The 26,593-nt window shown below is 51.1% G+C and carries 18 protein-coding genes, 1 tRNA gene and 1 riboswitch; of the genes, 10 read left to right on the top strand and 9 right to left on the bottom strand.

Annotation, left to right across the window (positions count from 1 at the left end):
• Positions 1–19: 19 nt before the first annotated feature.
• Together CSC3H3_RS01215 and CSC3H3_RS01210 are read left to right on the top strand one after the other, a co-directional pair.
• Positions 20–3,016: a ribonucleoside-diphosphate reductase subunit alpha gene (locus CSC3H3_RS01215; RefSeq protein ID WP_101283174.1), complete on the top strand. Its 2,997-nt coding sequence runs from the start codon at positions 20–22 to the stop codon at positions 3,014–3,016.
• 38 nt (positions 3,017–3,054) lie between these two features.
• On the top strand, positions 3,055–4,191 hold the full coding sequence (locus CSC3H3_RS01210; RefSeq protein ID WP_101283172.1) for a ribonucleotide-diphosphate reductase subunit beta: 1,137 nt from the start codon (positions 3,055–3,057) through the stop codon (positions 4,189–4,191).
• 94 nt (positions 4,192–4,285) lie between these two features.
• Here CSC3H3_RS01210 and CSC3H3_RS01205 read toward each other — a convergent pair whose 3' ends face one another.
• Together CSC3H3_RS01205 and metE are read right to left on the bottom strand one after the other, a co-directional pair.
• Positions 4,286–5,065, bottom strand: a complete 780-nt coding sequence (locus CSC3H3_RS01205; RefSeq protein WP_101283170.1) for an acyl-CoA thioesterase — start codon at positions 5,063–5,065, stop codon at positions 4,286–4,288.
• Positions 5,062–7,404, bottom strand: a complete 2,343-nt coding sequence (metE, locus tag CSC3H3_RS01200; protein ID WP_101283168.1) for a 5-methyltetrahydropteroyltriglutamate--homocysteine S-methyltransferase — start codon at positions 7,402–7,404, stop codon at positions 5,062–5,064. Before metE ends, CSC3H3_RS01205 begins: the two co-directional genes overlap by 4 nt.
• 112 nt (positions 7,405–7,516) lie before the next feature.
• A riboswitch (cobalamin riboswitch) is annotated at positions 7,517–7,736 on the bottom strand.
• A gap of 453 nt (positions 7,737–8,189) precedes the next feature.
• Here metE and CSC3H3_RS24295 point away from each other — a divergent pair.
• The 3 genes from CSC3H3_RS24295 (at position 8,190) to secD (ending at position 11,601) form a co-directional block, all read left to right on the top strand.
• Complete coding sequence (locus CSC3H3_RS24295) at positions 8,190–8,345, top strand: hypothetical protein (protein WP_157831791.1); 156 nt, start codon at positions 8,190–8,192, stop codon at positions 8,343–8,345.
• Between the two features lie 167 nt (positions 8,346–8,512).
• A complete protein-coding gene (locus tag CSC3H3_RS24290; RefSeq protein ID WP_157831790.1) occupies positions 8,513–8,944 on the top strand; it encodes a hypothetical protein in 432 nt (143 codons plus the stop codon).
• A gap of 104 nt (positions 8,945–9,048) precedes the next feature.
• A complete protein-coding gene (secD, locus tag CSC3H3_RS01195) occupies positions 9,049–11,601 on the top strand; it encodes a protein translocase subunit SecD (RefSeq protein ID WP_101283166.1) in 2,553 nt (850 codons plus the stop codon).
• 80 nt (positions 11,602–11,681) lie between these two features.
• Here secD and CSC3H3_RS01190 read toward each other — a convergent pair whose 3' ends face one another.
• Positions 11,682–12,983 carry a mechanosensitive ion channel family protein gene (locus CSC3H3_RS01190; RefSeq protein WP_101283164.1) on the bottom strand — a complete coding sequence of 434 codons (1,302 nt, stop codon included), beginning with the start codon at positions 12,981–12,983 and terminating at the stop codon, positions 11,682–11,684.
• A gap of 324 nt (positions 12,984–13,307) precedes the next feature.
• Between CSC3H3_RS01190 and CSC3H3_RS01185 the strand changes: the two genes are divergently transcribed.
• Positions 13,308–14,624 (top strand): HPP family protein, encoded by a 1,317-nt coding sequence (locus tag CSC3H3_RS01185; RefSeq protein ID WP_215907542.1) that lies wholly within the window; start codon positions 13,308–13,310, stop codon positions 14,622–14,624.
• Between the two features lie 375 nt (positions 14,625–14,999).
• On the opposite strand, the gene CSC3H3_RS01180 is transcribed toward CSC3H3_RS01185, so the two are convergent.
• The 3 genes from CSC3H3_RS01180 to CSC3H3_RS01170 form a co-directional block, all read right to left on the bottom strand.
• Complete coding sequence (locus CSC3H3_RS01180) at positions 15,000–16,046, bottom strand: helix-turn-helix domain-containing protein (protein ID WP_172963381.1); 1,047 nt, start codon at positions 16,044–16,046, stop codon at positions 15,000–15,002.
• 567 nt (positions 16,047–16,613) lie between these two features.
• Positions 16,614–18,278 (bottom strand): Na/Pi cotransporter family protein, encoded by a 1,665-nt coding sequence (locus CSC3H3_RS01175; protein ID WP_101286043.1) that lies wholly within the window; start codon positions 18,276–18,278, stop codon positions 16,614–16,616.
• 261 nt (positions 18,279–18,539) lie between these two features.
• Positions 18,540–19,418, bottom strand: coding sequence for a LysR family transcriptional regulator (locus CSC3H3_RS01170; protein WP_101283160.1), 879 nt, complete (start codon positions 19,416–19,418; stop codon positions 18,540–18,542).
• Positions 19,419–19,517: 99 nt separating this feature from the next.
• Between CSC3H3_RS01170 and CSC3H3_RS01165 the strand changes: the two genes are divergently transcribed.
• The 4 genes from CSC3H3_RS01165 to CSC3H3_RS01150 all read left to right on the top strand — a co-directional run bounded on the left by CSC3H3_RS01165 (position 19,518) and on the right by CSC3H3_RS01150 (position 24,471).
• Positions 19,518–20,471 carry a TAXI family TRAP transporter solute-binding subunit gene (locus CSC3H3_RS01165; RefSeq protein ID WP_101283158.1) on the top strand — a complete coding sequence of 318 codons (954 nt, stop codon included), beginning with the start codon at positions 19,518–19,520 and terminating at the stop codon, positions 20,469–20,471.
• Between the two features lie 92 nt (positions 20,472–20,563).
• Positions 20,564–22,492 carry a TRAP transporter permease gene (locus CSC3H3_RS01160; protein ID WP_101283156.1) on the top strand — a complete coding sequence of 643 codons (1,929 nt, stop codon included), beginning with the start codon at positions 20,564–20,566 and terminating at the stop codon, positions 22,490–22,492.
• Positions 22,489–23,304 carry an alpha/beta hydrolase gene (locus tag CSC3H3_RS01155; protein WP_157831788.1) on the top strand — a complete coding sequence of 272 codons (816 nt, stop codon included), beginning with the start codon at positions 22,489–22,491 and terminating at the stop codon, positions 23,302–23,304. The genes CSC3H3_RS01160 and CSC3H3_RS01155 overlap by 4 nt, the downstream gene beginning before the upstream one ends.
• Positions 23,305–23,382: 78 nt before the next feature.
• Positions 23,383–24,471, top strand: a complete 1,089-nt coding sequence (locus CSC3H3_RS01150; protein WP_101283152.1) for a 4-oxalomesaconate tautomerase — start codon at positions 23,383–23,385, stop codon at positions 24,469–24,471.
• Between the two features lie 121 nt (positions 24,472–24,592).
• Here the strand turns inward: CSC3H3_RS01150 and CSC3H3_RS01145 are convergent, their stop codons facing one another.
• From CSC3H3_RS01145 to CSC3H3_RS01135, 3 genes are all read right to left on the bottom strand, one after another.
• The gene (locus CSC3H3_RS01145) at positions 24,593–25,132 is read right to left on the bottom strand and encodes a hypothetical protein (protein WP_101283150.1); all 540 of its coding nucleotides are present in this window, start codon (positions 25,130–25,132) and stop codon (positions 24,593–24,595) included.
• The gene (locus CSC3H3_RS01140) at positions 25,125–26,198 is read right to left on the bottom strand and encodes a helix-turn-helix domain-containing protein (RefSeq protein ID WP_101283148.1); all 1,074 of its coding nucleotides are present in this window, start codon (positions 26,196–26,198) and stop codon (positions 25,125–25,127) included. Before CSC3H3_RS01140 ends, CSC3H3_RS01145 begins: the two co-directional genes overlap by 8 nt.
• A gap of 277 nt (positions 26,199–26,475) precedes the next feature.
• Positions 26,476–26,552 (bottom strand) — tRNA-Met (locus CSC3H3_RS01135).
• Between the last annotated feature and the right edge of the window lie 41 nt (positions 26,553–26,593).

Genomic DNA, 26,593 nt, shown 5'->3' with positions numbered 1-26,593 from the left:
CCCTTTTACGGGGTAAACAATGTCAGACCTACTTGAACAGGAACTTCTTGTACGTTCCTTTCATCCAGAACACTTCTCAGATTCCAGTAAGTCTTTATCAGGCGAGAACACCTATCAGGTGATCCGCCGGAACGGATCTGTTACCGACTTTAACCCGGCCAAAATCAAAACCGCGCTAACAAAAGCGTTTTTGGCCGCCGAGGGTGAAACGGCGTCAGGTTCTCACCGGGTACACGATATTATCGATGATATGACCCAACAGGTATCATCGGTGCTTCTGCGCCGGGCAGCCCCGGGACACACCCTTCAGATCGAAGATATTCAGGATCAGGTTGAACTCGCCCTGATGCGCAGTGAACATCACAAAGTCGCACGGGCCTATGTCCTGTATCGTGAAGATCGCGCCCGTGAGCGCGCCAAAGTTGAAGGGCGTAAAAAGAAAAAGAAGGGCAACCAGCCAAACCTCAATGTCAAAAATGCTGACGGCACGCTTGCGCCGCTTGATTTTGACCGACTGGCAACCGTTATCGATGAAGCCTGCGCCAATCTTGAAGGTGTATCTGCCGATCCTGTTTTTGAGGAAACGAAACGGAACCTTTATGACGGTGTATCCGTCGCGGAATTGGCGCTGGCCCCGATCATGGCAGCGCGCACCTTTGTTGAACGCGAACCGAATTATGCGTTTGTCAGTGCACGCCTATTGCTTGACAAGTTACGATATGAAGCACTGAGTTTCCTCAGTGATCGCCCGGACCAGGCGACACAAAGCGAAATGCAAGATCGCTACGCAACCTATTTCCCAGCGGCTTTAAAAGCCGGCATTGATGCCGGATTGATAGACCCGGAACTAGCGCGCTTTGATCTTAAAAAGATCAGTGCTGCAATCAAACCCGACCGCGACCTGAATTTCCAGTATCTGGGATTGCAAACGCTATATGACCGTTATTTCCTGCATATTAAAGGAACCCGGTTCGAGCTTCCCCAGGCCTTTTTCATGCGCGTCGCTATGGGTCTTGCCATCCGCGAGGTAAACCGTGAAGACAAGGCCATCGAATTTTATGACCAGCTTTCCAGCTTTGTCTTCATGGCATCCACACCCACGCTGTTCAATTCGGGAACATGCCGGCCGCAATTATCCTCCTGCTTCCTGACAACGGTGCCTGATGATCTGGAAGGCATTTTCAAATCCATTCGCGACAATGCGCTTCTGGCCAAATATTCGGGCGGCCTGGGTAATGACTGGACCCCGGTACGCGGCCTTGGTGCCCATATCAAAGGCACGAACGGAGAAAGCCAGGGCGTGGTGCCGTTCCTGAAGGTCGCCAACGACACCGCCATTGCGGTTAACCAGGGCGGTAAGCGCAAGGGGGCAGTTTGCGCCTATCTGGAGACCTGGCATATCGATATCGAAGAATTTCTCGACCTTCGCAAAAACACCGGCGATGACCGCCGTCGCACCCATGACATGAACACGGCCAACTGGGTGCCGGATCTGTTTATGGAACGTGTCGTCAATGATGGCTCATGGACACTTTTTTCACCAGATGACACACCCGATTTGCACGATCTATATGGCAACGCATTTAAAGCAGCCTACGAAGCCTATGAGGACAAAACCGTCGCAGGCCAGATCACTAATTTCAAAACCATCCGTGCGGTTGACTTGTGGCGCAGGATGCTCACCATGCTGTTTGAAACAGGACATCCCTGGATCACCTTCAAGGATCCCTGCAATATCCGGTCCCCGCAGCAGCATCGCGGTGTTGTTCATTCCTCCAACCTGTGCACCGAAATCACCCTAAATACGTCACATGACGAGGTTGCAGTCTGCAATCTCGGCTCAGTCAACCTTGCCGCACATGTCACGGAAAAGGGCATTGACCATGCCAAACTTGCCAAAACGGTTAAAACCGCCATGCGCATGCTTGACAACGTGGTTGATATCAACTTTTACACCATTCCCGAGGCACGATATTCCAATCTGCGTCATCGCCCGGTCGGCCTTGGCCTGATGGGTTTCCAGGACGCCTTGCAAACCATGAAAATTGCTTATGCTTCCCAGGCTGCCATCGAATTTGCCGACGAAAGCATGGAAGCAATTGCCTATCATGCCATCGCGGCCTCGGTCGATCTGGCTGCCGAACGCGGACGGTATGAAAGCTTTGAAGGTTCTTTATGGTCACGTGGTATCCTGCCGATAGACAGCCTGGACCTGCTTGCCAAAACCCGCAGCGAGTTTAACGTCGATCGCAGCACACGCCTTGACTGGGAAACCCTGCGCGAACGGGTAAAAACCGTTGGCATGCGCAACTCCAACACGATGGCCATCGCCCCGACGGCAACAATCTCTAATATCTGTGGTGTCAGCCAGTCCATCGAGCCGGCTTATCGCAATCTGTTCGTCAAATCGAACATGTCCGGGGATTTTACGGTCGTAAACGCCGCCCTGGTTCGTGACCTTAAAGCCCGCGACATTTGGGATGAAGTCATGATTTCTGATCTGAAATATTATGACGGCAGTGTCGGGCAGATCGACCGCATCCCCGATGATCTAAAGGAACTATATGCAACGGCCTTTGAACTGGACTCTTCCTGGTTGATCGAAGCGGCGGCCCGCCGACAGAAGTGGCTGGATCAGGCACAGTCGCTCAATCTTTATATTGCCAATCCGTCCGGCAAAAAACTGGACGATCTCTATCGCCTGGCATGGCAACGCGGCCTGAAAACCACGTATTATCTGCGTTCCAGTGCGGCCACCCATGTTGAAAAATCAACATTGAAGGGAACGGACGGCAAACTGAATGCCGTTTCAACATCCCCTTCGGCCATCATTCCCCAGAGCCCCAAACCAGCCCCGGCCAGCACGGCATCGTCGGCACCAACAGCCGCGCCAGCAACAGTAGCAGCCTCCTCCCCCTCTCCTATTCCCGGCCAAGCAACGGATGCAATTTCGCCCGGCCAGGCATGGGGCAAGGCGTGCCTGCTTGATGATCCGGAATGTGAAGCCTGCCAATAGGCTGAAAAAAACCACCCTAAAAAACGGGAACGAGAACCATGCTTGAATGGGTAGATAATAATGCCGCGCCCATTGGCCAGCAAAACGGTGATACGGCAGCATCAAATGATGCGGCAACCGTTGATGCGACCGGCCTTGGTACCATTGATCGCGGTGCTGCGCGTGTTACGGTAAGCGACAAGGCGATGATCAATTCACGGGCAGATGTAAACCAGCTCCTACCACTTAAATATGGCTGGGCATGGGAAAAATATCTGTCTGGCTGCAACAATCACTGGATGCCAACAGAAGTATCGATGCAGGCAGACATTGCACTTTGGAAATCACGCGATGGCCTGACGGAAGATGAACGTCGAATGCTGAAACGCAATCTCGGATTTTTTGCTGCATCGGAAAGTCTGGTTGCAAATAACATCGTACTTGCGATCTATCGCCACCTGACCAACCCCGAATGCCGCCAATACCTGCTTCGCCAGGCCTTCGAGGAAGCGGTGCACACCCACACCTTTCAGTATATCGTTGAAAGTCTGGGACTTGATGAAGGCGAACTTTTCAATATGTATCGCGAGATACCCTCGATCACGGACAAGGCTGCGTGGGCTCTTGCCTATACCAAACACCTTGATGATCCGAATTTTTCAACCGGCACGCCGGAACGGGACCAGGATTTTTTGCGTGATCTGGTCGCCTTCTATGTCGTGTTCGAGGGAATGTGGTTCTATACCGGGTTCGCCCAGATCCTTTCACTTGGCCGCCGGAACAAAATGGTCGGCATTGCCGAGCAGTATCAATACATCCTGCGTGATGAGAGCATTCATCTGAATTTCGGGATCGATGTTATCAATCAGATAAAGGCGGAAAACCCGCATCTATGGACAGCAGAATTTCAGGATGAAGTCCGCAAGATGTTACGTGACGCGGCGGAACTTGAAGCTGCCTATGGTCGCGATACGATGCCCAACGGCTTTTTGGGACTAAACGCTGATCTTTGCGAACAATACATGCACTTTATTGCCAATCGCCGATGCGGCCAGCTTGGCCTTGCGCCGGTATTCGCAGGGGCGGAGAACCCCTTCCCCTGGATGTCGGAAGCCATGGATTTAAAGAAAGAAAAGAACTTCTTTGAAACCCGGGTGATCGAATACCAGAACGGCGGAGCTCTAAGCTGGGACTGAGCCATACTGTCATTTAAGTATCCCGCAAGGTTAATTTCCAACCTTGCGGGATATTCGTCGCCAAGTGAATCACTTGTTCGCGACGGACAGCAGACTAAAATGCAATCGGTCGATTTTCTTTATCGACCGCAACCATAACGAACTCACCGCTCCCACATAACCGCCGTTTGTCGGCATGCAGATTTTCAGCCCACAACTGAACTTCAATACCAATCGACGTCCTACCGATATGCAGCACCCGAGGCAGCGTAATCACGACTTCACCATTTTGGATATGGCTGAAAAAATCCACTCTTCTTGATCCAGCCATCACTACTGTCTTACGGCAATGACGCGACGCTGCAATAAAAGCTGCTTTTCCCATGGCAGCAAGAGCATTCCCCCCATAGAGGCTGCCGTAATGACTGGTTTTTTCAGGGAAAACGATTTCAACTGTCGCCGGATGCAGGAATGCCTTCGCCAATGTGTGCCGGTCGTTGCTCAAGGGCGGCAACACGCCGCCCTTTGCTTCAAGATGTGCGCCAATTGCGACCATGTTAAAAATACCACGCGAACAATGATGACGTGCACCGCTCAATGGCCCCTCGGCGATCATGTCGACTTCGACAGAAAGCGATTTTCGACCAACACGAACTACACTACCAACCAGTTCGACGATATCGCCGATTTTTGCAGGGGCGCTAAAATCAATACGTTCGCAGGACGCTGTCACGAAGTCGACATGCCCATGTCGCGATGCGGCAATAAAGGCAACCTTATCCATATGCGCAAGACCTGTTCCGCCAAACAGCGTTCCATGATGATTAGCATCGCCTGGAAAAACAATATCAAGCAAACGGACAGGACCTGAAAAAGCCGGATGTTCACCGATCATTTTCGGCCCTCATTAACGCTTTCCCTCAACATACGCGCCGCTTCAACCATATTAGCCAGGGCCGGTTTCACCTCTTCCCATTGTCTGGTTTTCAAACCGCAATCCGGATTAACCCAGATCTGGCTTGTTGCCAGTTGACGGGTTGCAGCAACGAGGAGCTCAACCATTTCATCAATAGCAGGTACCCGCGGTGAATGAATGTCATACACTCCCGGCCCAATATCATTCGGATAGGCATAATTAACGAACGCTTCCAGCAACTCCATTTTTGACCGCGAGGTTTCTATAGAGATGACATCTGCATCCATTGCACCGATGGCCTCAATGATGTCGTTAAATTCGGAATAACACATATGCGTATGAATCTGGGTGTCGTCCCGAACCCCGGAAGCGGAAATACGGAAACATTCAACTGCCCAGTCCAGATAGGTTTTCCATTCCGCGCGGCGCAGTGGTAAACCTTCACGAATTGCTGGTTCATCAATCTGAATAAGCCCGATGCTCGCAGCTTCAAGGTCAATTACTTCGTCTCGCAGCGCAAATGCAATCTGGGCACAAACATCACGCCTTGGCAGATCATCGCGAACAAAAGACCATTGCAACATGGTTACCGGTCCGGTGAGCATGCCTTTAACAGGCAGATCCGTTAACGACTGGGCATATCGTGACCATTTCACCGTCATGGGTTCCGGTCTTGAAACATCTCCGAAAATAACTGGCGGACGAACATAGCGTGACCCATAACTCTGAACCCAACCATACTTGGTGAATGCATAACCGGCCAGCTTTTCACCGAAATACTGAACCATATCATTACGTTCAAATTCGCCATGCACCAACACATCAATCCCGAGGTCTTCTTGCCAACGGATTGCCGCCTCAGTTTCGGACCTTACAAAAGCATCATAGGCGTCTGATGTCAGGCTGCCATTTGCGAAAGCTGCACGCGACTTACGTACTTCCGGTGTTTGCGGGAATGACCCAATCGTGGTCGTCGGAAATGCAGGTAGTTTCAGCTTCTTCTGCTGTAAATCACGCCGTACCGGGAACGGGTTCCGGCGCTGCGACATGTTCGGTGTGATTCCCAAAACACGCCCTGTCACCAATCGGTTATGAACTTTTTCAGATGTCCGCCTTGCTGCAATTGCATTCGAAGCCGCCAGAAACTCGCCTGCAACTACACTGACACCCTGCGCAAAAGCACGCGCCAGGATTTTAAGTTCAGCTATTTTTTGGACGGAAAATGCAAGCCAGCTTTTAAGGTCCGGATCAAGTTCCTTCTCCAGTTCCAAATCTATGGGAACATGCAAAAGAGAACAGGACGGCGCCAATTCAAACTGCCTGTCCTGATGGTCTGCAAGAATTGGCAGAAGCCAATCATAAATCGCCTGAAGGTCTGCCCGCCAGATATTGCGGCCATCAATGACACCGAGAGAAATCACCTGCTCTGGCGACGCACCAGCAATAACATCTTCCAGTTGTTCGGGCGCACGCACCAGGTCGACATGCAAGCCCGCGACAGGTAATGACAGCGCGGTCGACAAATTATCACCCAGCTTTCCGAAATAGGTCGTAAGCATCAGGTTCAGGTTCGATACGGTTTCATTTAAAACATGATAGGCTTTTCGATACGCTGCACGGTCTGTTTCAGACAAATCCAGAACGAGACAGGGCTCATCAATCTGGACCCATTTTGCACCGCTATCACGCAGTTGGCGCAGCACTTCTTCATATACCGGCAGCAGGCGATCCAAGAGCATTACCGGGTTAAAGTCCGCTTCTTTTGATTTTGCGAGCTTCAGAAAAGACACCGGGCCCAGCAATACCGGCCGGGTTTTAAAACCAAGGCATTTAGCCTCCCGAAACTCGTCAACGGCTTTTGTTGATGCAAGTGCAAAGTGCTGATCTGGCGAAAGTTCAGGGACCATAAAGTGATAATTGGTATCAAACCATTTGGTCATTTCCAGCGCAGGAATACCTTTCCGCACGGACTTGCCACAGCAGGAATCCTCCTGAGTTTCGCCACGAGCCATCGCGAAATAGGTCGATGGTTGTATAAGACCGCCCTGCCAGTCATAAATATCGGGAATTGCTCCGACCATGGCACAGGTATCAAGCACATGATCGTAAAGGGAAAAATCGTTACTCGGGATGTTTTCGACACCAAGCGAGTTTTGACGCGCCCAGTTTGCACACCGTAACGCGGCCGTCTTTTCCTGCAAACCTTTCAGGTCCAATTTACCCGACCAGAACTCTTCGAGCACAAATTTAAGCTCGCGGCGTGGTCCGATTCTGGGCGTGCCCAGTGTGGAGACAGGAATTTGAATTTTAGCTGACATAGGCTTACCCCAATCAAATGGGGGCAAAGGCCTGGCGAAAGCACGTACGCCCTCCCATGCAGTAAAGCCTGGTAGAGTGTACAATACTCCACCGGGGCACCCCGCCCGAGGATGTAATATGAGGTCGCAGGCAGGTCTCCTGGCTTACGGGTCAACGCTTTCATCCTGCCTTCCCGAAATATCGGATATTTCAGTGACACCAGATGGATAAAAACTCGCCGCTTACAGTTGCGGGGGCAGCTTCGGCATTGCCATCGAAACAATAGCGCACCGAATTCCCTCTTAGCTTTCATGCCAGTTGGCACGAAAGAACCGTCGACAGATGGAACAATTGCAAAAAATAACGCTCGCCGTCAATAACAATATAAACATTTCTTTATGTCCTTATTGGGAAAACAGCGATACTCTAATTTTTGACACCGAGGCATGTGCATCTCTTTCGGTAGAAACGGCGTTTCCCAACCGGTAACGCTTGATACTGACGTCCAATAAGCAAACAGCAATGGCTTTAACGAGCAATATCAAGTCTCTCCGCGCAAGGGCGATACAGGTGTCCAAACCCTGATGGCAGAGGCACTCAACAACGACGGCGTTGATCCCTCAGGTTTATTCGCCTAATGCCAGGCTCGTGGCATAGGGCATTGCCCTGCATAAAAGCCAGGCTGGTACCTGGAACTTTGTCGTGAACTGTCTTGCACCAATCACCATTCTCACCATTTGCCCGCGGCATCATTATGTGATGAAAACATCTGACAACTGGCGCGGGACGACAAGGCGTCCCGCGAATGCCCGAAGACATCACGCTTTGGAAAGATGCGATTGTGGCGGTGCCCGGTCTGTCCTTGGCCTACCCAGTGGCAGGCCTCACCCATTTGAGCATCATCGCGCTAGATTTTCTGTTGTTAAGCCGAATTACGGCACTAAAACGCGTGATCAGCTAAAAACCAAATAGAACTGTGCCGGATCGTTAAGACTGTCCGGGTATTTTCATTCCAGCAAAAACTATTGCTCCGAAATACCAATCTTCGTTGATTGATTAGACCATCCGATTGTTGCCAATAGCCACCTGAGTGATTATTTTCCCGGAGCCATTCCGGAACTAGGCTAAATGAACAACGACGCCACAAGATCAACAGCACAGACCAAGTTAACAGCAGCGGCTCGTTCTCCGTTGCAATGGATAATGCTGTGCCTGGTGCTTCTCGGCCTGACCATTATTGGCGGAAGTCTGGCAACGTCAACGACAGGCATAACTCCTGAAACATTCAGCCCGCATGCACCAACAACCAGAACATACGGGTTTCCTGAAAAACAGGGTGTTCTCCCCGCTGGTGGTGACTATTACGTACTGACTTCCCGACACGCCGCAGGAAAAAAGCATCCGCCATTCAGCGATCCGTCGTTCAATGCTGGGGCCAACCAGACTGCTCAGCTTCTGGTATGCCTTACATCGCGTTTTTGTCCCTTTTCGAACGATGACAATCGCGTTTCACGGTCGCTCGCACCTTATGCACCACGGTCTCCACCTTTCACCGTCTGATTTCTCAGCCCTACATCGTTTCATGCCATCAGGCGCGATAAATCAAAGTTATCAGACGACAGTGACGGATCTTTCACGACCGGTTCACTGTCCGGAGTTTTGTCATGCGAAATTCGACATGGCGTGTGGTGTTCTATGCCCTGATCCTACTTTTGGGTTTCCTCACAGCGCTACCAAATCTGCTCTCTTCCCAACAGTTGGCACAATGGCCATCCTTCCTACCCTCTAAACAGCTTTCACTTGGTCTTGATCTTAGGGGCGGCTCTCATCTCGTCCTTGAAATCGATACAGATGAAATGATCCGAGAAAGACTGGACATCACCCGAAAGGAAATATCGGACACGCTGAAAAAAGCGGCGATCCGGACCCTCAGCGTAAAAACAAAAGAACATGGCATTATCATTGCCTTAAGCAATTCTGACGAAGTGCAATCAACCCGTGAAGCCCTGAAAAGTCTCACCGACAAAATGGTTGAAACTCCCGGCAATCGCCCGGCTCCTGAATACCTGGAAACCACTGGCGACGGTCACACTCTTACAATAACCCTCTCTGACGAGGGGATACGAAACAGGGTTAATGCTAGCGCACAACAAAGCCTTGAGATTATCCGCAGCCGGATAGATCAGATCGGCATTGCCGAACCGACTATTCAACGTGTTGGTGCTGACCGCGTTCTTGTGCAGCTTCCCGGCGTGCAAAACCCTGCCCAGGTTCGCCAGCTTCTAGGCAGCACGGCGAAACTTGGCTTTTATCTTGTGGTTTCTCCCGCGGAACGGAATTCTCAGTCTTCACCCAGCCTGATAACACTGAAAGGCAAAGACGGACAAAATTATACTGTCGAACGTAGCGCAACGCTGACGGGCGAACACCTGACAGATGCACATGCAGGCTTTGATCCACAAAACCAGCGCCCAATTGTTAATTTCCGCTTTGACGGTTCTGGTGCAACCCGGTTGGCCGAGATTACTCGCAAAAATATTGGTCGCCCACTGGCTATCGTTCTTGACCACGAGGTTCTAAGCGCGCCAGTCATCCAAAGTGCGATCACCGGCGGATCGGGGCAAATCAGCGGAAATTTCACCGTCGCAGACACAGTAACCCTTTCTGCTCTGCTACGAGCAGGCTCGCTGCCGGCACCTATGACCGTCATAGAAGAAAGAACCGTTGGCCCGGACCTTGGCGCGGATTCCATTCAAATGGGGCTGTATACCGGCGCAATAGGTTTCGCCCTTGTCGTCGCACTGATGGTATTTCTTTATGGTCGCTGGGGGCTCATCGCAAACCTCGCGTTAGGTCTGAATGTTATGTTGACCGTCGGCGTACTCAGCGCACTAGGCGCAACGCTCACATTACCTGGGATCGCAGGCATTATCCTTGGCATTGGCCTTGCCGTCGACGCTAACGTCTTGATCAATGAGCGAATAAAAGAAGAAACCAGAAAAGGACTATCGGCATTTATGGCGCTCGATGCAGGTTTCAAACGGGCTTACGCCACGATTGTTGATTCCAACATTACAACATTGATCGCGACCGCCCTGCTATTTGAATTCGGATCCGGACCGGTTAGAGGTTTTGCGATCACCATGAGCCTTGGCATTCTAATTTCCATGTTTACTGCCGTTGCCGTCGTCCGGGTAATCATGAGCGAGATTGTCTGGCGCAAACGGCTGAAAACGCTTGTTATAGAGCCCATTTTTGCCTGCATGCCGGAAAAAACCAATTTTTCCTTCATGCGTGCACGTTTCATGGGTATCGCTGCTTCATTGGTTCTATCTGCAATCTCGGTAGGCCTCTTTCTGAAACCCGGGTTAAATTACGGTGTGGACTTCAAAGGTGGTATACAGATTGAGCTTGCCTCAACAGCACAAAACAGCAACTCACTTGTCAGCGAACTCCCAGAGCTACGCTCCAGCCTCTCGCAACTCGGCGTTGGAGAAATCAATCTGCAGGAAGTAGGAAAAGACGGGCACGTTCTGCTGCGTCTCTCCCGGCAACCTGGCGGTGAGGAAGCACAGACAAAAGCCGTCGACACAGTCAAATCAGCCATCGAACAGCTTGATCCTCATATCTCATTTTCAAGCACAGAAGTCGTGGGCGCCAAGGTGAGCGGCGAGCTTGCAACCTCCGGAGCGACAGCCGTCATTCTCGCCACGTTAGCGATGCTGGTATATATCTGGTGGCGTTTTGAATGGCCCTTTGCTGTCGGGGCAATAGTTACGCTGATTTTAGACGTCACAAAAACAATCGGCTTTTTCGCGATTATGGGTTTGGACTTCAATCTGACAGCAATCGCTGCCCTGCTGACACTCATTGGTTATTCGGTCAACGACAAGGTCGTCGTATATGACCGCATGCGTGAAAATCTCAAGCTGTTTCGCAAGATGCCCATGCGCGAAATTATTGACATGTCGATAAACCAGTCATTGGTTCGCTGTATTTTCACCTCACTCACCACGCTTTTGGCGATTTTGCCCATGGCGATCAGTGGCGGCAATGCTGTTGAAAGTTTTGCTGTACCCATGGTGTTTGGGGTCGCAATCGCGACAACTTCATCAATCTTTATTGCGGCCCCAATTCTGCTGTTTCTTGATACATGGCGCCGTAAGCAACACGAAAAGCATCTGACCAAAGACCTTACCGCTGATAACGGCCACTGATCACCCGTGAACTGAGAATAGCGACGTCAAACAGGCGGCATTTCCCTTGCCGCCTGTTTTCATCTTCGGGTTATCCCATCTCATAGATTTGCGACCTCGCGGGGTTCGGGTATATGGTGTTGAGGCTCCCGATCAAATCGAACCAGAGATCGCATATCGTACCCGTTCGGCGTTTGATGAATGCGCAACCCGAACTCAGGCAATATCGCCAGGACATGATCAAAGACATCCGACTGGATTGCTTCGTATTCAAGCCATTTGACCGTATTTGTGAACGCATATATTTCAATCGGAACACCCTCGGGACCAGGCTGTAGCTGCCGAACCATCAAGGTCATATCCTGTCTGATCCTGGGGTGATCCCGCAGGTAGGCCACAAGATATGCCCGTAACGTTCCTAAGTTAGTCAATCGCCGCCCGTTTACCAACGACGACAGGTCAGTGCTGCGAGTACTGTTATACTGTTTGATTTCTTCAATTTTCTCATCAAGATACGGGGCGAGTAGGCGTCCACGATACAACCGCTTCAAATCTTCTTCTTCCAGAAATTGAACACTGGTTGCATCAAGGTTAAGGCTGCGTTTAATCCGACGGCCGCCAGAGTCACTCATACCCCGCCAGTTTTTAAAGGAATCCGATATCAGCGCATAAGTTGGTATTGTTGTAATTGTATTGTCCCAGTTACGGACTTTGACCGTCGTCAAGCCGATATCAATGACATCACCATCGGCCCCGTATTTCGGCATTTCAAGCCAGTCGCCTACTGACAGCATACTGTTTGCCGAAAGCTGAATGCCGGCAACAAGCCCGAGAATTGGGTCCTTGAACACCAACATCAGAACAGCGGTCATTGCACCCAGACCACTCAGCAGAATTAGCGGAGATTGCCCGATCAGGATTGAGACAATCAGTAAGCCAGCCAGAATTGAAGCGGCGAGCTTTACGCCCTGAAAAATGCCGCGTAACGGCAGGGTACGGGCCGTAATACTGAAACGCAGCACATCGAGCGCTGTATCGAGCAAGGAATACAGCGACATTAACGCAAAGAAAATGATCCATAGTTCTGATATTGTATGGAGTAATTGCAGGGTAAAGGATCCATCTGCAAGCCAAAGCCCGGCCTGGATATGAACAATGATCCCCTGCGCGACGAGAGCGGCACGCCCAAACAGACCTTTCCCTGTCATGAGCTTTTGCCAATTGTGCTGATGGCTGCCGCCGATACGCTCAAGCGAAGGCAACAGCCCCCGGTGCAGCACGATATGAATGACGGCCGATATTGCAAAAATCAGGAATAAAACAACAAGGATAGCGACGGCATCCGCAAACCTGCCCAGAGGCGGATAATACTCCAACAACCATTGCGCTAAATGTTCCTGCATTGTCTTCTCCGCACGTCACTCTTGATAGATCTATTCATGGATCACTCACTGTACCGGAATCGGACACTTCAAGGCAATGAACTGGGACACTTAAATTCATCCATATCGAACTGAAGCGGACAAAATAAGAGCCCTTTTGACCTTGAAAATTTTCGCCATTGCGTTCGATATCTGATCACAACGTAACGAGCCAGATTTCCGTGCAGTTATTACTTAGCTGGACAGCTTTGAATTGATTTTCCCATTAAAATATGCCGAAATTTGAACTCGTTTGCTTCTCGATGTTGCGATCTTTCACCGTGACCCAGTATCAAGAGACGTCCGATGAATACCTCGCGGAAACCTTCGGCCATCGCGTTGACCCTTCTACTGATTGGCGCGGTTCTCCTCACGGTTCCCTTCTTGATGACCCTGTCATCGGAAGCGACCTTTATTATCAGAGCATTTGGCCTGGGGATTCTGGGGATAGGCATTTCGCTAGGAATTTGCAAAATCGGCAAGAAAAACAGTCCTTTGCGATCCAACCCCAGACACGTTCTTACAAAACAAAATCAACAGCAGACAAATTCGCGCTTTGGGTGGCTACCTCCTGTTCCTGTCGGCTCAACATTCCGCAACAGATTGCTTGCAGCATTTGGCGCATTGTTTGGCATTTCATTGACAGGCCTGATATGCGCCGAATTCATCGGTCAAGGTCTTTGGGCCCCCCTGATCGTCGCTCCAATTGGTGCATCTGCGGTATTGCTGTTTGCAGTACCATCAAGCCCGCTCGCGCAGCCTTGGGCGATCATTGGCGGCAACACCCTTTCTGCAGCGATTGGCATGGCCGTTGCGTATTTTGTCGACGATGCTGTGTTGGGCATTGGGTTGGCTGTTTCCTTCGCCATCATCGTAATGTCTTTAACGCGATGCTTGCATCCACCAGGCGGGGCTGCAGCACTAACCGCAGTTCTTGGTGGCAAGGTTGTGTCCAGTTGGGGAGTTCTGTTTCCATTATTGCCTGTCGGCGTCAATTCCTGCCTTCTGGTTATAATCGGTGTGATTTTTCACAAAATTATCGGTCATTCCTACCCCCACCGTAGCGCCACAAGCATCGAACAGGCTGCACATGCACATCACACGCGTGACCTGCCACCTCATATTCGCTCCAGCTTCATACGGTCGGATATAACAACCGTCCTGGAACGTCAGGATGAAACTTTCGATATTGACCCGGAGGATCTTGAAACACTGGTTGAAGAAGTCGCCCTGCAAGCGAGGTGCAGAAAGGATGGACAGGTTACGTGCCAGGAAATCATGTCGAGAGATGTGATATTCGTTGGACGGGAAATGTCGGCAGATATCGCTATCTCACTCTTGCTCCATCATAAAATTCGCACCTTGCCAGTTCTTGATGCGAACGAAACATTACTGGGAACGGTAGGCCTGCGTGACCTGGTCTATTCGAACGGGAAAGTTGGCGACTATCTTTCACCGGCAATCGTCGCGGCTCCTGACGATCTCGCTTTCAATCTGATCCCGCATTTCACAACTGGCGACATTCATGCGGTTGTAATCGCCGACAGGAAAATGAAGATCAAAGGCATCATCTCGCAGACAGATATCCTCTCGAACATGTTTAATATGTCGTTGCTCAAGTAGGTTTCGGGGAAGCTGGATTAGCATATAACCGATCAAACAGATGTATTTCCGGTGGCAACGACGTGCCAACAGCAACATGGGATATCCGGTTTGCCTGGATGCTGATAGTACTCGGCATTAAAAAAGACCGCGCCGCTTTCGCACTCCCACCTTCCCCGGATTTGCCTTCGATCCATCAAAGACATATCTGCCCGACGCGGTCTTCTCCTCCGAACGCAGAAACTCTAACGTGGGAAGTGGTCGAAAAAAACACGTTGGGATAAGAGGCCACTTGCCTCACATAATTTTTGCGGAAAATCAGAGCTCGGTTGTTTCCGCTTACGTAGATTGTGGGACGTATGGCTCTGGCCGGATTCCGGCATCAGCCGGTTCGTTCTAAGTCCCGAGGTTACGCAGCCAATTTTCGTATTTGCGATCAATCCCTGAAACATGAGCAGGTAAAATATCAGTTCCCTTGCGCGAGGCATAAAGAGCACGCAACCCGGATGGTGACATGTTAAATCGCTTGCGAAAGGCACGGCTGAAATCATTTGAAAGCTTGAATCCACTTCGCTCCGCGATGGTCGATATCTGCAGTTCAGGCCGTTTCATCAGTTTCTGAAGAGCAAAAATAAGACGCTCTTCCTGCAGAAAAGCACGAACACCTCCCTCTTCTGAAAACATTCTGTAAAGACTGCTCCGGGAAATATTGCAGTCATCACATACTGTTTGCACATCGAGTGAAGCGTTACCCAAGTTCCGCCGCATATACATTCGAGCACGCCTGCCCATCAGCCATTCGCGCTCAATTGGTGAAGATTTTTGCGTCGAGTCCGTACCATGATTAAGACATGTTGCGATCATCTCCAGAGCACTCGGAACCATTTTTTCAACAAGTGCCGGACTTAGCGCAGGCAGGTGGGAATGCAGCATCAAAATGTACTCATATAACATCCCAGGCAGCGGATGTTCTGCACTCAGATGCTGCATATGATGAGCATCGGGGTCATTCAGTTTCGGGGCCAGCATATGCCGTGGAATGATCAAAGAGAGATTATTGAAACTGGTGGTTTGGCTGGCCATTTCACGTCCAAGATCAAAAACAATCAGATCACCTGAACGGACCAGTCCGGAACGCTGCCCACTTTGCCAGGACATTTCTCCGTCGATATACAACTGGATCATGAAATGATCCATGCCATCCTGCGCTATTTCAATCGGCCGCCGCCGCCAAATCTGCTCAACTGTCCTCGTTTGCGCAAAAAATATGTCACCCAGACGAAAGGCCTCAATAGTTGCGCTAAAGCGATCAGATCCCCGAAGCACCTTTGCGACCTCGACATCAAAAATACAGGAAATACTGCTACTCCAAACATCGTATCGATGTTCCTTGGCGACTTTCCCCAAATCGAAACAGGAATGCTCAAACAGAAAATCGGCCATCTCTCCCCCCATTTGTTTAGCTATATTTTGTCCGATCACCTTCCAAACACTGATGCCAGAACACTCACAGATGTGAACTTATCAACAGTAAAGTTGCCGGCAACACTGCAAATAGAATTGGCAGAAAGCTGCCAATAAACAGTGCCAACACCAAACACATCAAAATGGTGAAAAGCGAAACAAACTTTACAAGCCCCAAATTTTTCATGCTTCCCCCTTCACGCGGCCAACAGCCCGTTGATTCCTGAAGCTAAAAGTCCATCCAATTTTAGTCGGGAAAATCTGTGACACTGTGCAGCACGGAAACCATCAAGGCACCACATCGCTGATCTTCAAGCGTGATCACAAATCAAGAAACGCAGGCATCACCTGCTTACAATTGTCTGACGGACCATCGCTATTGATCGAACCAAAGACAAAATTCCCTAGGAACCCCATCTTTTGTATATGTCTCAACAGACAGAAAATGCAACTGATAATCTATATTAATTCCACGTACCGAAATCATTCCTGATAAAATAAGAGATCAAGAGCACGAAATATCAATCGACACCCGATAGAACTGGGCTAACTATGCTTGGTAAGCTTTAAGCGGCTCGTCAGAAGTTCACCTTGACCTTTTAAAACCGGATAGGCTGCGGCAGCAACAAGATGCGCATTGATCCGTTTTAAATCCCGAACAACATCAAGATGCAAAGTACTGGTTTCCGTACTATCCTGCCGACCAGCCTGTAATCGCTGAAAATGCGCACTAATCGTTCGCTCCTCAAGCTCACGAAACATCTCCTTCTCCTTTGCAAGCTTACGAGCCATGCGCGGATCTTCATTCATGAAAATTGCCGTGGCAGACCGCAAGTTACTTTCGAGACGTTGGAGCATATCAAGCAATTCGCGCTGACCTTCCGGAGAAAAAGACAAGCGGCGCTTAATTCGCTTGCTGGTCAGATTAACCAGATCCCGCTCAATCACATCACCAGCCTGTTCGATATTTGTCGTAAAGATCAATATTTCCCGCATCCGGCGATCATCACGGTCATCGAATGTCTGAGCGTCAAGTGAAGTCAGGTATTCTTTGATCGCAGTATTGAGGTGATCAAGAATATCGTCCAGACGACGTGTTTCCGAAGCGCGCTTTCGATCTCCATTTTCAAGAGCATCACCAACACCGTCCAGCATTTGTTTCAATGTATCGGCCATACGAAGAGCTTCGCGAGCAGCGACCGCCATAGCCGCAGGTGGTGATTTTCTGGCATTTTCCTCGAGGTAAACAGGCTTGGTTGGATCTGCTTGACCTTCACGGACAGGCAGCCAGTGACACAACAAACGGGCGAAAAAAGACAAAAATGGCAAAGTCAAAACCGCGAGGGACAAATTGAAAACGAGGTGATACGCCGCAACGGCTTGTGCCGGGTCAGGAATGATCACGCTAATATAATTAGCGGCGGGTTCCAGGACTGCCAGGCCAATCAAGCACCCTGCTATGCGGTTGAAAAGATTGCCCAACGGCAAGCGCTTCGATTCTGGATCGCTACTGCTTCCACCTTCAAGCCAGGGATTGATCGCGGTGCCCAGATTAGCGCCCAACACGAGAGCAAATGCAGCATCAAGCGGAATTATTCCTGCCGACGCGAAGGGCATGATCAAGAGAACTATCGCAACGCTCGAATGAGCAAGCCATGTCAGCGCTGCCGCCAGAAGCACATTCAACACCGGTGCAGCCGTGATTGCATGCAAGACAGTGCGAAATACCTGCGCCTCCGCATATGGCACCACTGCATTATGCACCAGTTCCAATGACAACAGCATCAAACCGAGCCCAATGACAACCCGACCGAGATCACGCGTCCGAGTGATATTGCCGCGTCTGAACATCCACACCCCGATCAAGATAAAGATCGGTGCAATTTGGGTAATATCAAACGACAAAACCTGAACGATCAGCGTGGTGCCAACATTTGCACCCGACATAATTGCCAATGCCGTAACCAGGCTGATCAGACCTTCAGAAGTAAAGGACGTCGCCATCAATCCCGTCGCAGTGCTGCTTTGCAGTATAGCCGTTACACCAATACCAGCAAGAAATCCCCAAAATCGGTTAGGAAGTGCAGATGAGAGAAGCCTGCGAAGTTCCGGCCCATAGGCACGCTGTATGCCCGTTTGAACCATGTGAACGCCCCACAGAAGCAGAGCAATCATGCCGGAAATCTCTAGCAGTTTAAGGGAAATCTCCATTTGCCCCCTCATTTTTACACTGTTTACCATGCCGGAAGCATTCAATCGTGCCGAATAACAAATTGGCCTGCTATGAAACGGATGTACGATCTGGATGCCTAAGGTCGGATCCTCTCTATCGCCTTCTCAGCATAATGCTAAATTTTCAATTTGGTAATTAAAAGGCACAGCACCACACGACGATCAACTGCAAGTTATCCATCGAAGCAGTGAGCAGCTGCGGACAGCATCTGTAAAAAAGACGCCATCAGCTATCTGGGATCAGCTAAATTCAAGAAAGTTCATAAACAGCTGAGCCGCAGGACTCAGATCCCGGTCAGCGCGCTGCAAGATAGAAATCGGCCTTGTGACGATCGGCAACAAAGGACGTAAAGCAATCTGATCGTCATTGGCAAATATTCGACACGCCAACTCCGAAAGAACGCTAACCCCAAGACCATTGCGCACCATACCTATCGTCGTTGGGACGAAAGAACATTCTATCGCGCTGCCGACACCTTCGACCTTCAGGTGTTCACGCACGCTGGCACGTGTGTTCGACCCCTTGGCACCTTCAATCAACGTTTCTGAGCGTAAATCCTCCCAGGATACGGTTTCTCGATCACCCAGAAAATGACCCGCTGGAAGAACAGCAATGAAACGATCTTCAAACAGCATTTTTGTTTTCAGATTGTTTTCGTCCTCGGCCGGAACACCAAATCCGAGATCAGCCTCACCAGACTTAACAGCTCTCGCAACTTCGGTGTTAAGGGCATCACGCACAGCCACCCTGATGCCAGGATATTCCGCCACAAATCGACGCAATGCAGGCGCCACTATTTCAGCAATCGCTGAAGGCAAAGAGGCTATTGAAAGATGACCAATACGCCCTTCGGCAAGGTCTCTGAGCTGCTGGGTTGCACGCGATACATCTGTAAGAATACGACGGGCTTCGGGGATTAAAGCAAGGCCGGCCGAGGTCGGTTTTGCACGCCGCGAGGTGCGGTCAAAGAGCGCAATCCCAACGATTTCTTCTGCCTGCCGAATGGTCGCACTAAGCGCGGGTTGTGTGACATTGAGTTCCGCCGCCGCCGCGGTGACAGACCCCGCCTCACAAATCGCAATAATTGCAATGAGATGTCGTGTTGAAAGCTGCTGCATTCCTATAGATTTAATTTATGACAGAATAAAAAAAAACAATTTTTTTTATCATTCAGTTTCTGGAATTGTAAAAAAAAAATCATAGGGAGGAACCAATCGATGAAAATATTACCGAAACTCGTTGCAATGACGGTCTTCTTTGTAGCTGGATCAGCAGCTGCGGAAACCCAACTGAACATGGGGGGGTCTACAACGACCTCAACATTTTATCCATATTACAGCGCCATCGCGAACGGCATCACGGACAATGAACCCGACTTAAATGTCACCGTTGTCAGCACCGGCGGCTTTTCTGCAAATTCCGTCCTGTTGCAGGAAGGAGAACTTGATTTTGGGGGGATCTCACCCGACCTCATCGCAGATGCCGAGGCGCAAGGTTACAAGGGCTTTCGTGTGTTGTGGTGGACCTACCCTGCTATTCAGAACATGATGGCAACCAAAGCCAGCGGTATCACTGATCTGGCTGGTTTTGAGGGAAAGTGCTTTCATCCTGGTATGAATGGGTCGTCTCAGCAGACCAACATGCTACGCGTCCTCAAGGCACTCGATATCCAACCAAAACTATACATGTCAGACAGCACAGATGCCATTAACGCACTGAAAAATGGACGCTGTGACGGTCAAATGCGTGCCACACAGGGACCACGGCTTGATAGCGCCTCTGCCGAATTAAACCTGACAACACCCTTGCGGCCAATAGGCTTCACCCACGAGCAGATCGAGAAAATCCATAAAGCTCTACCATGGATGAGTTTTTACGACATGCCTGCCGGTGTCACAGATGGTGCAGACCCTTATACTGTTCATGCAATCTGGATTGGATTTACGGCCACCGAGCGCATGAACGAAGACATGGCCTATCGACTGGTCAAAGGCATGTTGGCCTCAACCAAGGCACAAACAGCCGCACTTCCTGCGCTCAATGGTGTCGACATCGCAAAACAGACACTGGAAGTTTCGACATATCCTCTGCATGCCGGTGCAGTCCGGGCTTACCGGGAGGCCGGTTATCAGGTTCCTGAACGCCTGTTGCCTCCCGGAATGAAGAACTGAAGCCAGACTGAACTGATCATTCCAACATCAACGGGATTGCACGCGGATCTGTTGTCATACGCCAACAGATCCGCGTGAAGAGGGATGCACTGATGAATACCACCGAACCGTCATCCGGGGCAGAAACGCACCAGGGCAAGGCCGCCTGTTTCAGCGTTCGGACCATCGCAACATTCATGCTGTCCGCCGGGCTGATTGGCCTCACTGCCTGGGGAGCCGCTTTCGGCCAACTTCCAAACATTCAGCACCGGGCCATCGTATTGTCATTGATCGCCGGTCTGGCTGTCATTTTAGCCCCCAGTAAATCAGGAGGGATTTTGGGGCGCCTGCTCGATGTGTTAATGCTCGGCGCCATCCTCATCGCTGCAGGTTGGGTATATTTGAACTACTGGGATGTCATGATGAACCCGGTAGCAAACAGGCCTCAGGCAATTGTGCTAGGCCTGGCACTGGCAGCCTCCATTCTTGAACTTTCGCGAAGAACAATTGGCTGGACATTCGCCATCCTCGTTGGCGTGTTCGGAGCATATGCGCTGTTTGGTGATATGCTCCCGGGGCGGCTGGGACACGGTGGTGTCAGCTTACGAATGCTGACTTCGATGCTTTACCTCTCGACAGACGGCATATGGGGCCAGGTCTTCGATATTTTCTGTAGTTTCCTCGTCCTCTTCATCCTGTTTTCTGCCTTGATGATGGCAACAGGTGCTGGCGAGACGATGATGGATATCGCGAAACTTGTCGGGGGTCGCATGCGTGGCGGCCCGGCGAAAATCTCTGTGATTTCCTCGGCAATGGTTGGTTCGATGACAGGCTCTTCCGTGACCAATGTTGCAATGACGGGCAGCTTCACGATCCCCATGATGAAGCGAATGGGATATCGCCCGGAGGTCGCCGGCGGCATCGAAGCAACGGCCTCTTCCGGGGGACAAATCACCCCTCCCCTTATGGGTGCTGGCCTGTTTCTGATGGCAGAATTCCTGAACATGCCCGTCGGACACATGATGGCCTTGGCTCTCGTTCCTGCAGTTCTGTTTTACACCGGTGTTCTTGCATCTGTTCATTTTGAAAGTGTGCGAGCAAATGTCGGAACCCTTCCTGAAGAAGAAATGCCAGATGCTTCCCGACTGAAAAAACCATCAGTCTGGTTACCGCTTGCTGCTCCCTTCTGTGTTCTGCTGTTCATGCTGCTCGCTGGATACGCGGTCAGTCTATCCATCCTGATGGCCTGCATCACCCTCACGGTGTTGTATCTGACCCTTGGCGATTTGAATCCGTCGAGCTTGAAGCAACGCGCACTTGACCTTGGCCAAGCCATCATGGAAGCCGCCTCACCACTCGTTACGCTGGGAGCGCTTTGTGCGGCAGCTGGTGTGTTAATCGGCGTCATCGGTTTTGTCGGAATTGGCGTGAAGTTCGGTGATGCCGTGTTGTCTCTTTCAAACGGAAACCTGTTTCTTTCCCTACTGCTTGCCGGTTTCGTCGTCATGGTCATCGGTATGGGGATGCCAACAACAGCAGCCTATGTTCTCGCGGTATCAACGATATTAACTGCTTTAAACGCCATCGGCATCGAACCGCTTCAGGCTCACATGTTTGTCTTCTACTTCGCCGTCCTTTCAGCAATCACACCACCGGTCTGTTCTGCCGTCTTCGTTGCTGCTGGCCTGGCAAATGCGTCATGGTGGAAAACGGCAGTCCAAACCATGCGATTTGCTGTGATCAAATACATGCTCCCATTCATTTTTGTCTTTCGTCCCGAAACCCTGCTTGAAGGGACAACCCTCAACATCGTGCTGGCACTTACAGCATGCTTTATCGGAACAATCTCTCTATCTGCCGCCTTCTCCAGATGGTTCCTTGGGCCATTGGGGCGGACGCTTCAAGGCTCTCTCATTGTCGGCGGCCTAATGCTGTTCTGGCCCTCTCTACTGATTAACGGCCTTGGTGCAATCGTCGTTTTAGCTGTCGCAATCTGTAGCAAGGCAAGCCAGTCCGAACTGGTAGCAGGAGAACAGGCTTGATTAATCTCCGCAGCTTCTGTTCATCCTTCATGTTGCCTTCTGGTGGACGACTTTGGACCTCAACCAGACAAACTGGAAACAAACCTGTCGTGCTGCTGGTGCACGGCGCATATCACGGCGCATGGTGCTATGCAAAATGGATGCATGACCTACTGCAAGAAGGATATCAAGTCGCGGCAGTGGACTGGCCAGGTCATGGCGGTCTTCCTGCACCGACTGGTTATGAAAATCTGGATATCCCGTATTTCGCGAAGGTTGTCGGGGAATGCATCGACCAGTTGCCCGCTCGTCCGATTGTCATCGGGCATTCTTTGGGGGCTCTCGTCCTCGCCGTTGCAGCGGAACGCCGTGATATAACCGGGATGGCGCTACTTGCGCCTTCCCCCCCGGGCAATATGCCTGGCGTTGCTGCGGTATCCGAACTGCCAACGGGTAAACCCTACCCTCCCCCTTCACTCGAACGTTTCCGCGATATCTACATGGGTGGCGCTGAAAACGCAGAAATATGGTTGCCCTCATTGTGTTCTGAAAGTCCGTGCGCACTGAACGACCGCTACAATCTCCGGATATCAGTCAATCCTCGCCCAACAGAAGGCCTTGTCCTGGAGGCTGGATTGGAAGATCCGCTTCGTCACCCGTTAGGGCAGGACGAAGCTGTCGCCGCATTCTTCGGATATGAATATCACCATCTGCCCCATGCCCCTCACTGCATGATGCTCCACGATCCTGGCAACGCTGCTTACAAGGCGCTCTCAAACTGGTTGAGGCGTCTATGGATAAAGTCAGAGCAAGAGGGAAGCGCCCTTGTTTAAGGGCCAGCCGATTGCCTGAGCTTTGGTTGTGCGAAGTCCACAAAACATTTCTGTCGATTTAGAAAAGTGGCAATTACCGTGACACAAACTGCAATTCCCTTCTTTTTCATGCGTGGGGGCACCTCACGCGGTCCATATTTCAGGCGTTCTGATTTGCCCGCAGATCACGACACACTGGTAAAAGTTCTGCTCGCAACAATTGGATCCGGACATCCGTTAAATATCGACGGGATTGGTGGTGGAGCAGCAGTAACAACCAAAGTCGCCATGCTCTCGCCCTCCAACGATGAATGGGCCGACGTTGACTATTTTTTTGCTCAGGTTTCGGTGGAGCACCAACTGGTAGATTTCAAACCAACATGCGGCAACATTCTTTCCGCTGTAGGACCGGCTGCAATTGAAATGAGCCTCGTTAAACCACAGGAAATCGAAACAGAAATCCGCATTCGGGCGGTAAATACAGGAGCACGGATATTAGCCCGTGTCCAAACACCAGGCGGAATGCTTGTATATGGTGGTGATTTTGCAATTGCCGGTGTTCCTGGCAGCGCGGCACCGGTTGCATTGCAGTTTATGGAAGTCGTGGGAAAGGCTACGGGCAGCTTTATCCCAACTGGAAATCTGCGAGATACAATTGACGGAATTGAAGTTACCTGCATGGACGTTGCCATGCCGATGGTAATAGCGCGGGCGTCGGATTTCGGATTATCCGGCTATGAAAGCGCATCCGAACTGGATCAAAACACTGATTTTTTTGACCGGATGGAGCATATACGTCGGGAGGCAGCAAAAAAGATGGGAATGGGAGATGTCAGTCAATCGGTGACCCCAAAATTTGGACTCCTGGCGCCGGCAAAAGCCAATGGCACCATAGCCGCCCGTTATTTCATGCCGTGGAAAACACATCCCAGTATGGCCGTAACCGGCGCGCAATGTCTGGCCGCCTGCGCTTTAACCCCTGGAAGCGTTGCAGACGGCCTCCTTATGCGCCCTAACAGAAGCCCGGCAAATATAGTGCTGGAGCATGCTTCCGGCACTATCGAAGTTTTAGTCGATTTCGACCTGGCTGAAACCTTTACTCTTAAATCCGCGGGCATATTACGAACTGCTCGCAAATTGGCTGATGGCCGGATTTACGTTCCGTCTTTAATTTGGAAAGGCCATTGACCAATAGTTATTAAAATCGGCGCTCAGATACCCGGAGTTATTTCAACGGCGATACTACAACCCCATAAAACTCAACACAAAGTGGCGCTTTAACCAGTTTGTGGATTGCACAATCCATTGTTCAGCCCTCCCATGCGGGAAACAGCCGCTGCGCCCGATCCAGAAACTGCGCCTCGGCCTTTTGCGGGCTCCAAGGCAGCAAATATTCCGACAAAGGTGCGATTGAACGCGGCACAAAGCCGCGCACCAGGTCCCGATCAACCGCATCACGATATTCCGTCACTTGCAAACGCTGGTCGATGTCGGCCACTTCCGCCACCACATTGGTAGGCCACGGCCAACAAAGTCCCGCCAGCTCCGTGTAAGACTTGCGGATCGGCAAAACGATTTCAGCTTCAAACCGGTCCCAGATCCCCAATTGCCGCATTTGCAGCTTCACAGGTGTAAGCAGATCTCCGGTTTCGTCTTCCTCTATGTCATGGATCAGGGCATAAGGGGCGGCCCGCCGTGAGACGTGATCACATGCCATCACACAATGTTGGGCGACAGAGACATCACAGGCCCCATTCCAGCGCCGTAAATGTGCCAGGCCCCTGGCTTTGCGGGAGAACAAAAGCTGGCAGTCAGAAGGATGTTTAACGGCAGGAAGAAGATCACGCATGACCGCCCTCCTGCTGCTCAATGGCGCGCAAATTATGGCGCACGGTATCGCGCAAACGGGCCGATTTGAGCATGGCATAGAGATAGCCTGCCGGATCACGCACGCCCTGCCGGTCTACTGCCACCATCACGGCCGCCATCGCCGCCCAGCCATGTTTGGCCAAAGCCACCCGCCAGACAGCGGGTCGCAATTTGATCTGGTGAGAAAGAGTTGATTTCACAGCCGCCGCAACCGCCTGAACAGAGGCTGAAGACTGTTCCGGTCCCATGAGGTCACACAGTTCGGCTGCCGTAAGCTGTTTTTGCAAGGTCGGCGAGGCCTGAACCATCAAGAACAGGATCTCCCGATCCACATCGATGTCGGGAATTGTCGGGCACGATCTCTGCCCGGGCGTTGCCTGCGCAGCCCCGCTTTGTACAAGGTTCGTAGAACCAGGACTTAACTTGTAGGATTTAAGGGGGACAGAAATGTCCTCCTCCCCGGACTCTTTGTGTTCATGCAGTGAGTCTGAAGAGGTGTCTTCACAGGCATCCAAACGTGCCAAGTCATCCCGTTCGGCCTTCGCACGCTCTCGAGCGGACTCTATCTTCTGTTCGATAAATTCTGCCGCCTGGCGCAACTCATGCAGTCGTGCCGCGACCGGGCGTAAATCAATCCCTGCATTGCCGTCCGAACGCCGGTTCGAGGCCGAATAACGCCGGACAACCCAGTGATTAGCCTCCAGCAAACATAATGCCCGCCGAATTGAGCGTTCATTCCGGCCGGTCAGTTCCGCCAACCGCCGATTACCCGGCCAGACCATCAAACGGCCACTGCGCCAGGCACGCACATCATAGACATGCTCGATCAGAAGAATAAGAACACGAACGGAAAGATCGGTGAGACAAGGGGATAAGCAGGAAATGGCCCGGCTGACCAAGCCAACAACCGAAGCCGTGGTCACATCATTACAGCCGGTAAAGCCGTCACAGAGGGTCAGTAAATCGCCATAGGTTTCGGTCCGCCCCGCCAGACCGGGGACAGATTTGAGCCTCGAAGGGCAGACAACAGAGTCGTACAGATTCATATTTTTGTCGGCACAGGCCGGTTATTTGCTTTTGTTCTTGACAAAGCAATCCCGTCGCCTAAACTTTACCCATGTTTCGTAGGGGCAAGTTTAAGCCTTTTCAAAGACCCGTTGGTTGCCGCCGACGGGTTTTTTGCATTTGTAAGCTATTGAAAAGTCAGGAAATAAATAGCCTCGTAAGCGCCGCCTCCTCTTTAAGGCGATGCCCGACTGCAAATTTCTCTTGTCGCTAGAATCCTTGGAGTCTATATCTAAGACTTGCCAAGTGAGAGAGAAGTGGTTGCGGGGGCAGGATTTGAACCTGCGGCCTTCAGGTTATGAGCCTGACGAGCTACCGGGCTGCTCCACCCCGCGTTGGTGGGAGATATCTGTTTGTCTTTTTAAACAGATAACGC

The organism is Thalassospira marina (assembly GCF_002844375.1).
GTDB lineage: Bacteria > Pseudomonadota > Alphaproteobacteria > Rhodospirillales > Thalassospiraceae > Thalassospira > Thalassospira marina.
The sequence above is the reverse complement of the archived record's forward strand: the minus strand, read 5'-3'. Positions and strand labels throughout refer to the sequence as shown.

Excerpts from the sequence above, each read along its gene's own strand:
- CSC3H3_RS01215 (WP_101283174.1), top strand. The coding sequence starts at position 20 with ATGTCAGACCTACTTGAACAGGAACTTCTTGTACGTTCCTTTCATCCA.
- CSC3H3_RS01210 (WP_101283172.1), top strand. The coding sequence starts at position 3,055 with ATGCTTGAATGGGTAGATAATAATGCCGCGCCCATTGGCCAGCAAAAC.
- CSC3H3_RS01205 (WP_101283170.1), bottom strand. The coding sequence starts at position 5,065 with ATGATCGGTGAACATCCGGCTTTTTCAGGTCCTGTCCGTTTGCTTGAT.
- metE (WP_101283168.1), bottom strand. The coding sequence starts at position 7,404 with ATGTCAGCTAAAATTCAAATTCCTGTCTCCACACTGGGCACGCCCAGA.
- CSC3H3_RS24295 (WP_157831791.1), top strand. The coding sequence starts at position 8,190 with ATGCCCGAAGACATCACGCTTTGGAAAGATGCGATTGTGGCGGTGCCC.
- CSC3H3_RS24290 (WP_157831790.1), top strand. The coding sequence starts at position 8,513 with ATGAACAACGACGCCACAAGATCAACAGCACAGACCAAGTTAACAGCA.
- secD (WP_101283166.1), top strand. The coding sequence starts at position 9,049 with ATGCGAAATTCGACATGGCGTGTGGTGTTCTATGCCCTGATCCTACTT.
- CSC3H3_RS01190 (WP_101283164.1), bottom strand. The coding sequence starts at position 12,983 with ATGCAGGAACATTTAGCGCAATGGTTGTTGGAGTATTATCCGCCTCTG.
- CSC3H3_RS01185 (WP_215907542.1), top strand. The coding sequence starts at position 13,308 with ATGAATACCTCGCGGAAACCTTCGGCCATCGCGTTGACCCTTCTACTG.
- CSC3H3_RS01180 (WP_172963381.1), bottom strand. The coding sequence starts at position 16,046 with ATGGCCGATTTTCTGTTTGAGCATTCCTGTTTCGATTTGGGGAAAGTC.
- CSC3H3_RS01175 (WP_101286043.1), bottom strand. The coding sequence starts at position 18,278 with ATGGAGATTTCCCTTAAACTGCTAGAGATTTCCGGCATGATTGCTCTG.
- CSC3H3_RS01170 (WP_101283160.1), bottom strand. The coding sequence starts at position 19,418 with ATGCAGCAGCTTTCAACACGACATCTCATTGCAATTATTGCGATTTGT.
- CSC3H3_RS01165 (WP_101283158.1), top strand. The coding sequence starts at position 19,518 with ATGAAAATATTACCGAAACTCGTTGCAATGACGGTCTTCTTTGTAGCT.
- CSC3H3_RS01160 (WP_101283156.1), top strand. The coding sequence starts at position 20,564 with ATGAATACCACCGAACCGTCATCCGGGGCAGAAACGCACCAGGGCAAG.
- CSC3H3_RS01145 (WP_101283150.1), bottom strand. The coding sequence starts at position 25,132 with ATGCGTGATCTTCTTCCTGCCGTTAAACATCCTTCTGACTGCCAGCTT.
- CSC3H3_RS01140 (WP_101283148.1), bottom strand. The coding sequence starts at position 26,198 with ATGAATCTGTACGACTCTGTTGTCTGCCCTTCGAGGCTCAAATCTGTC.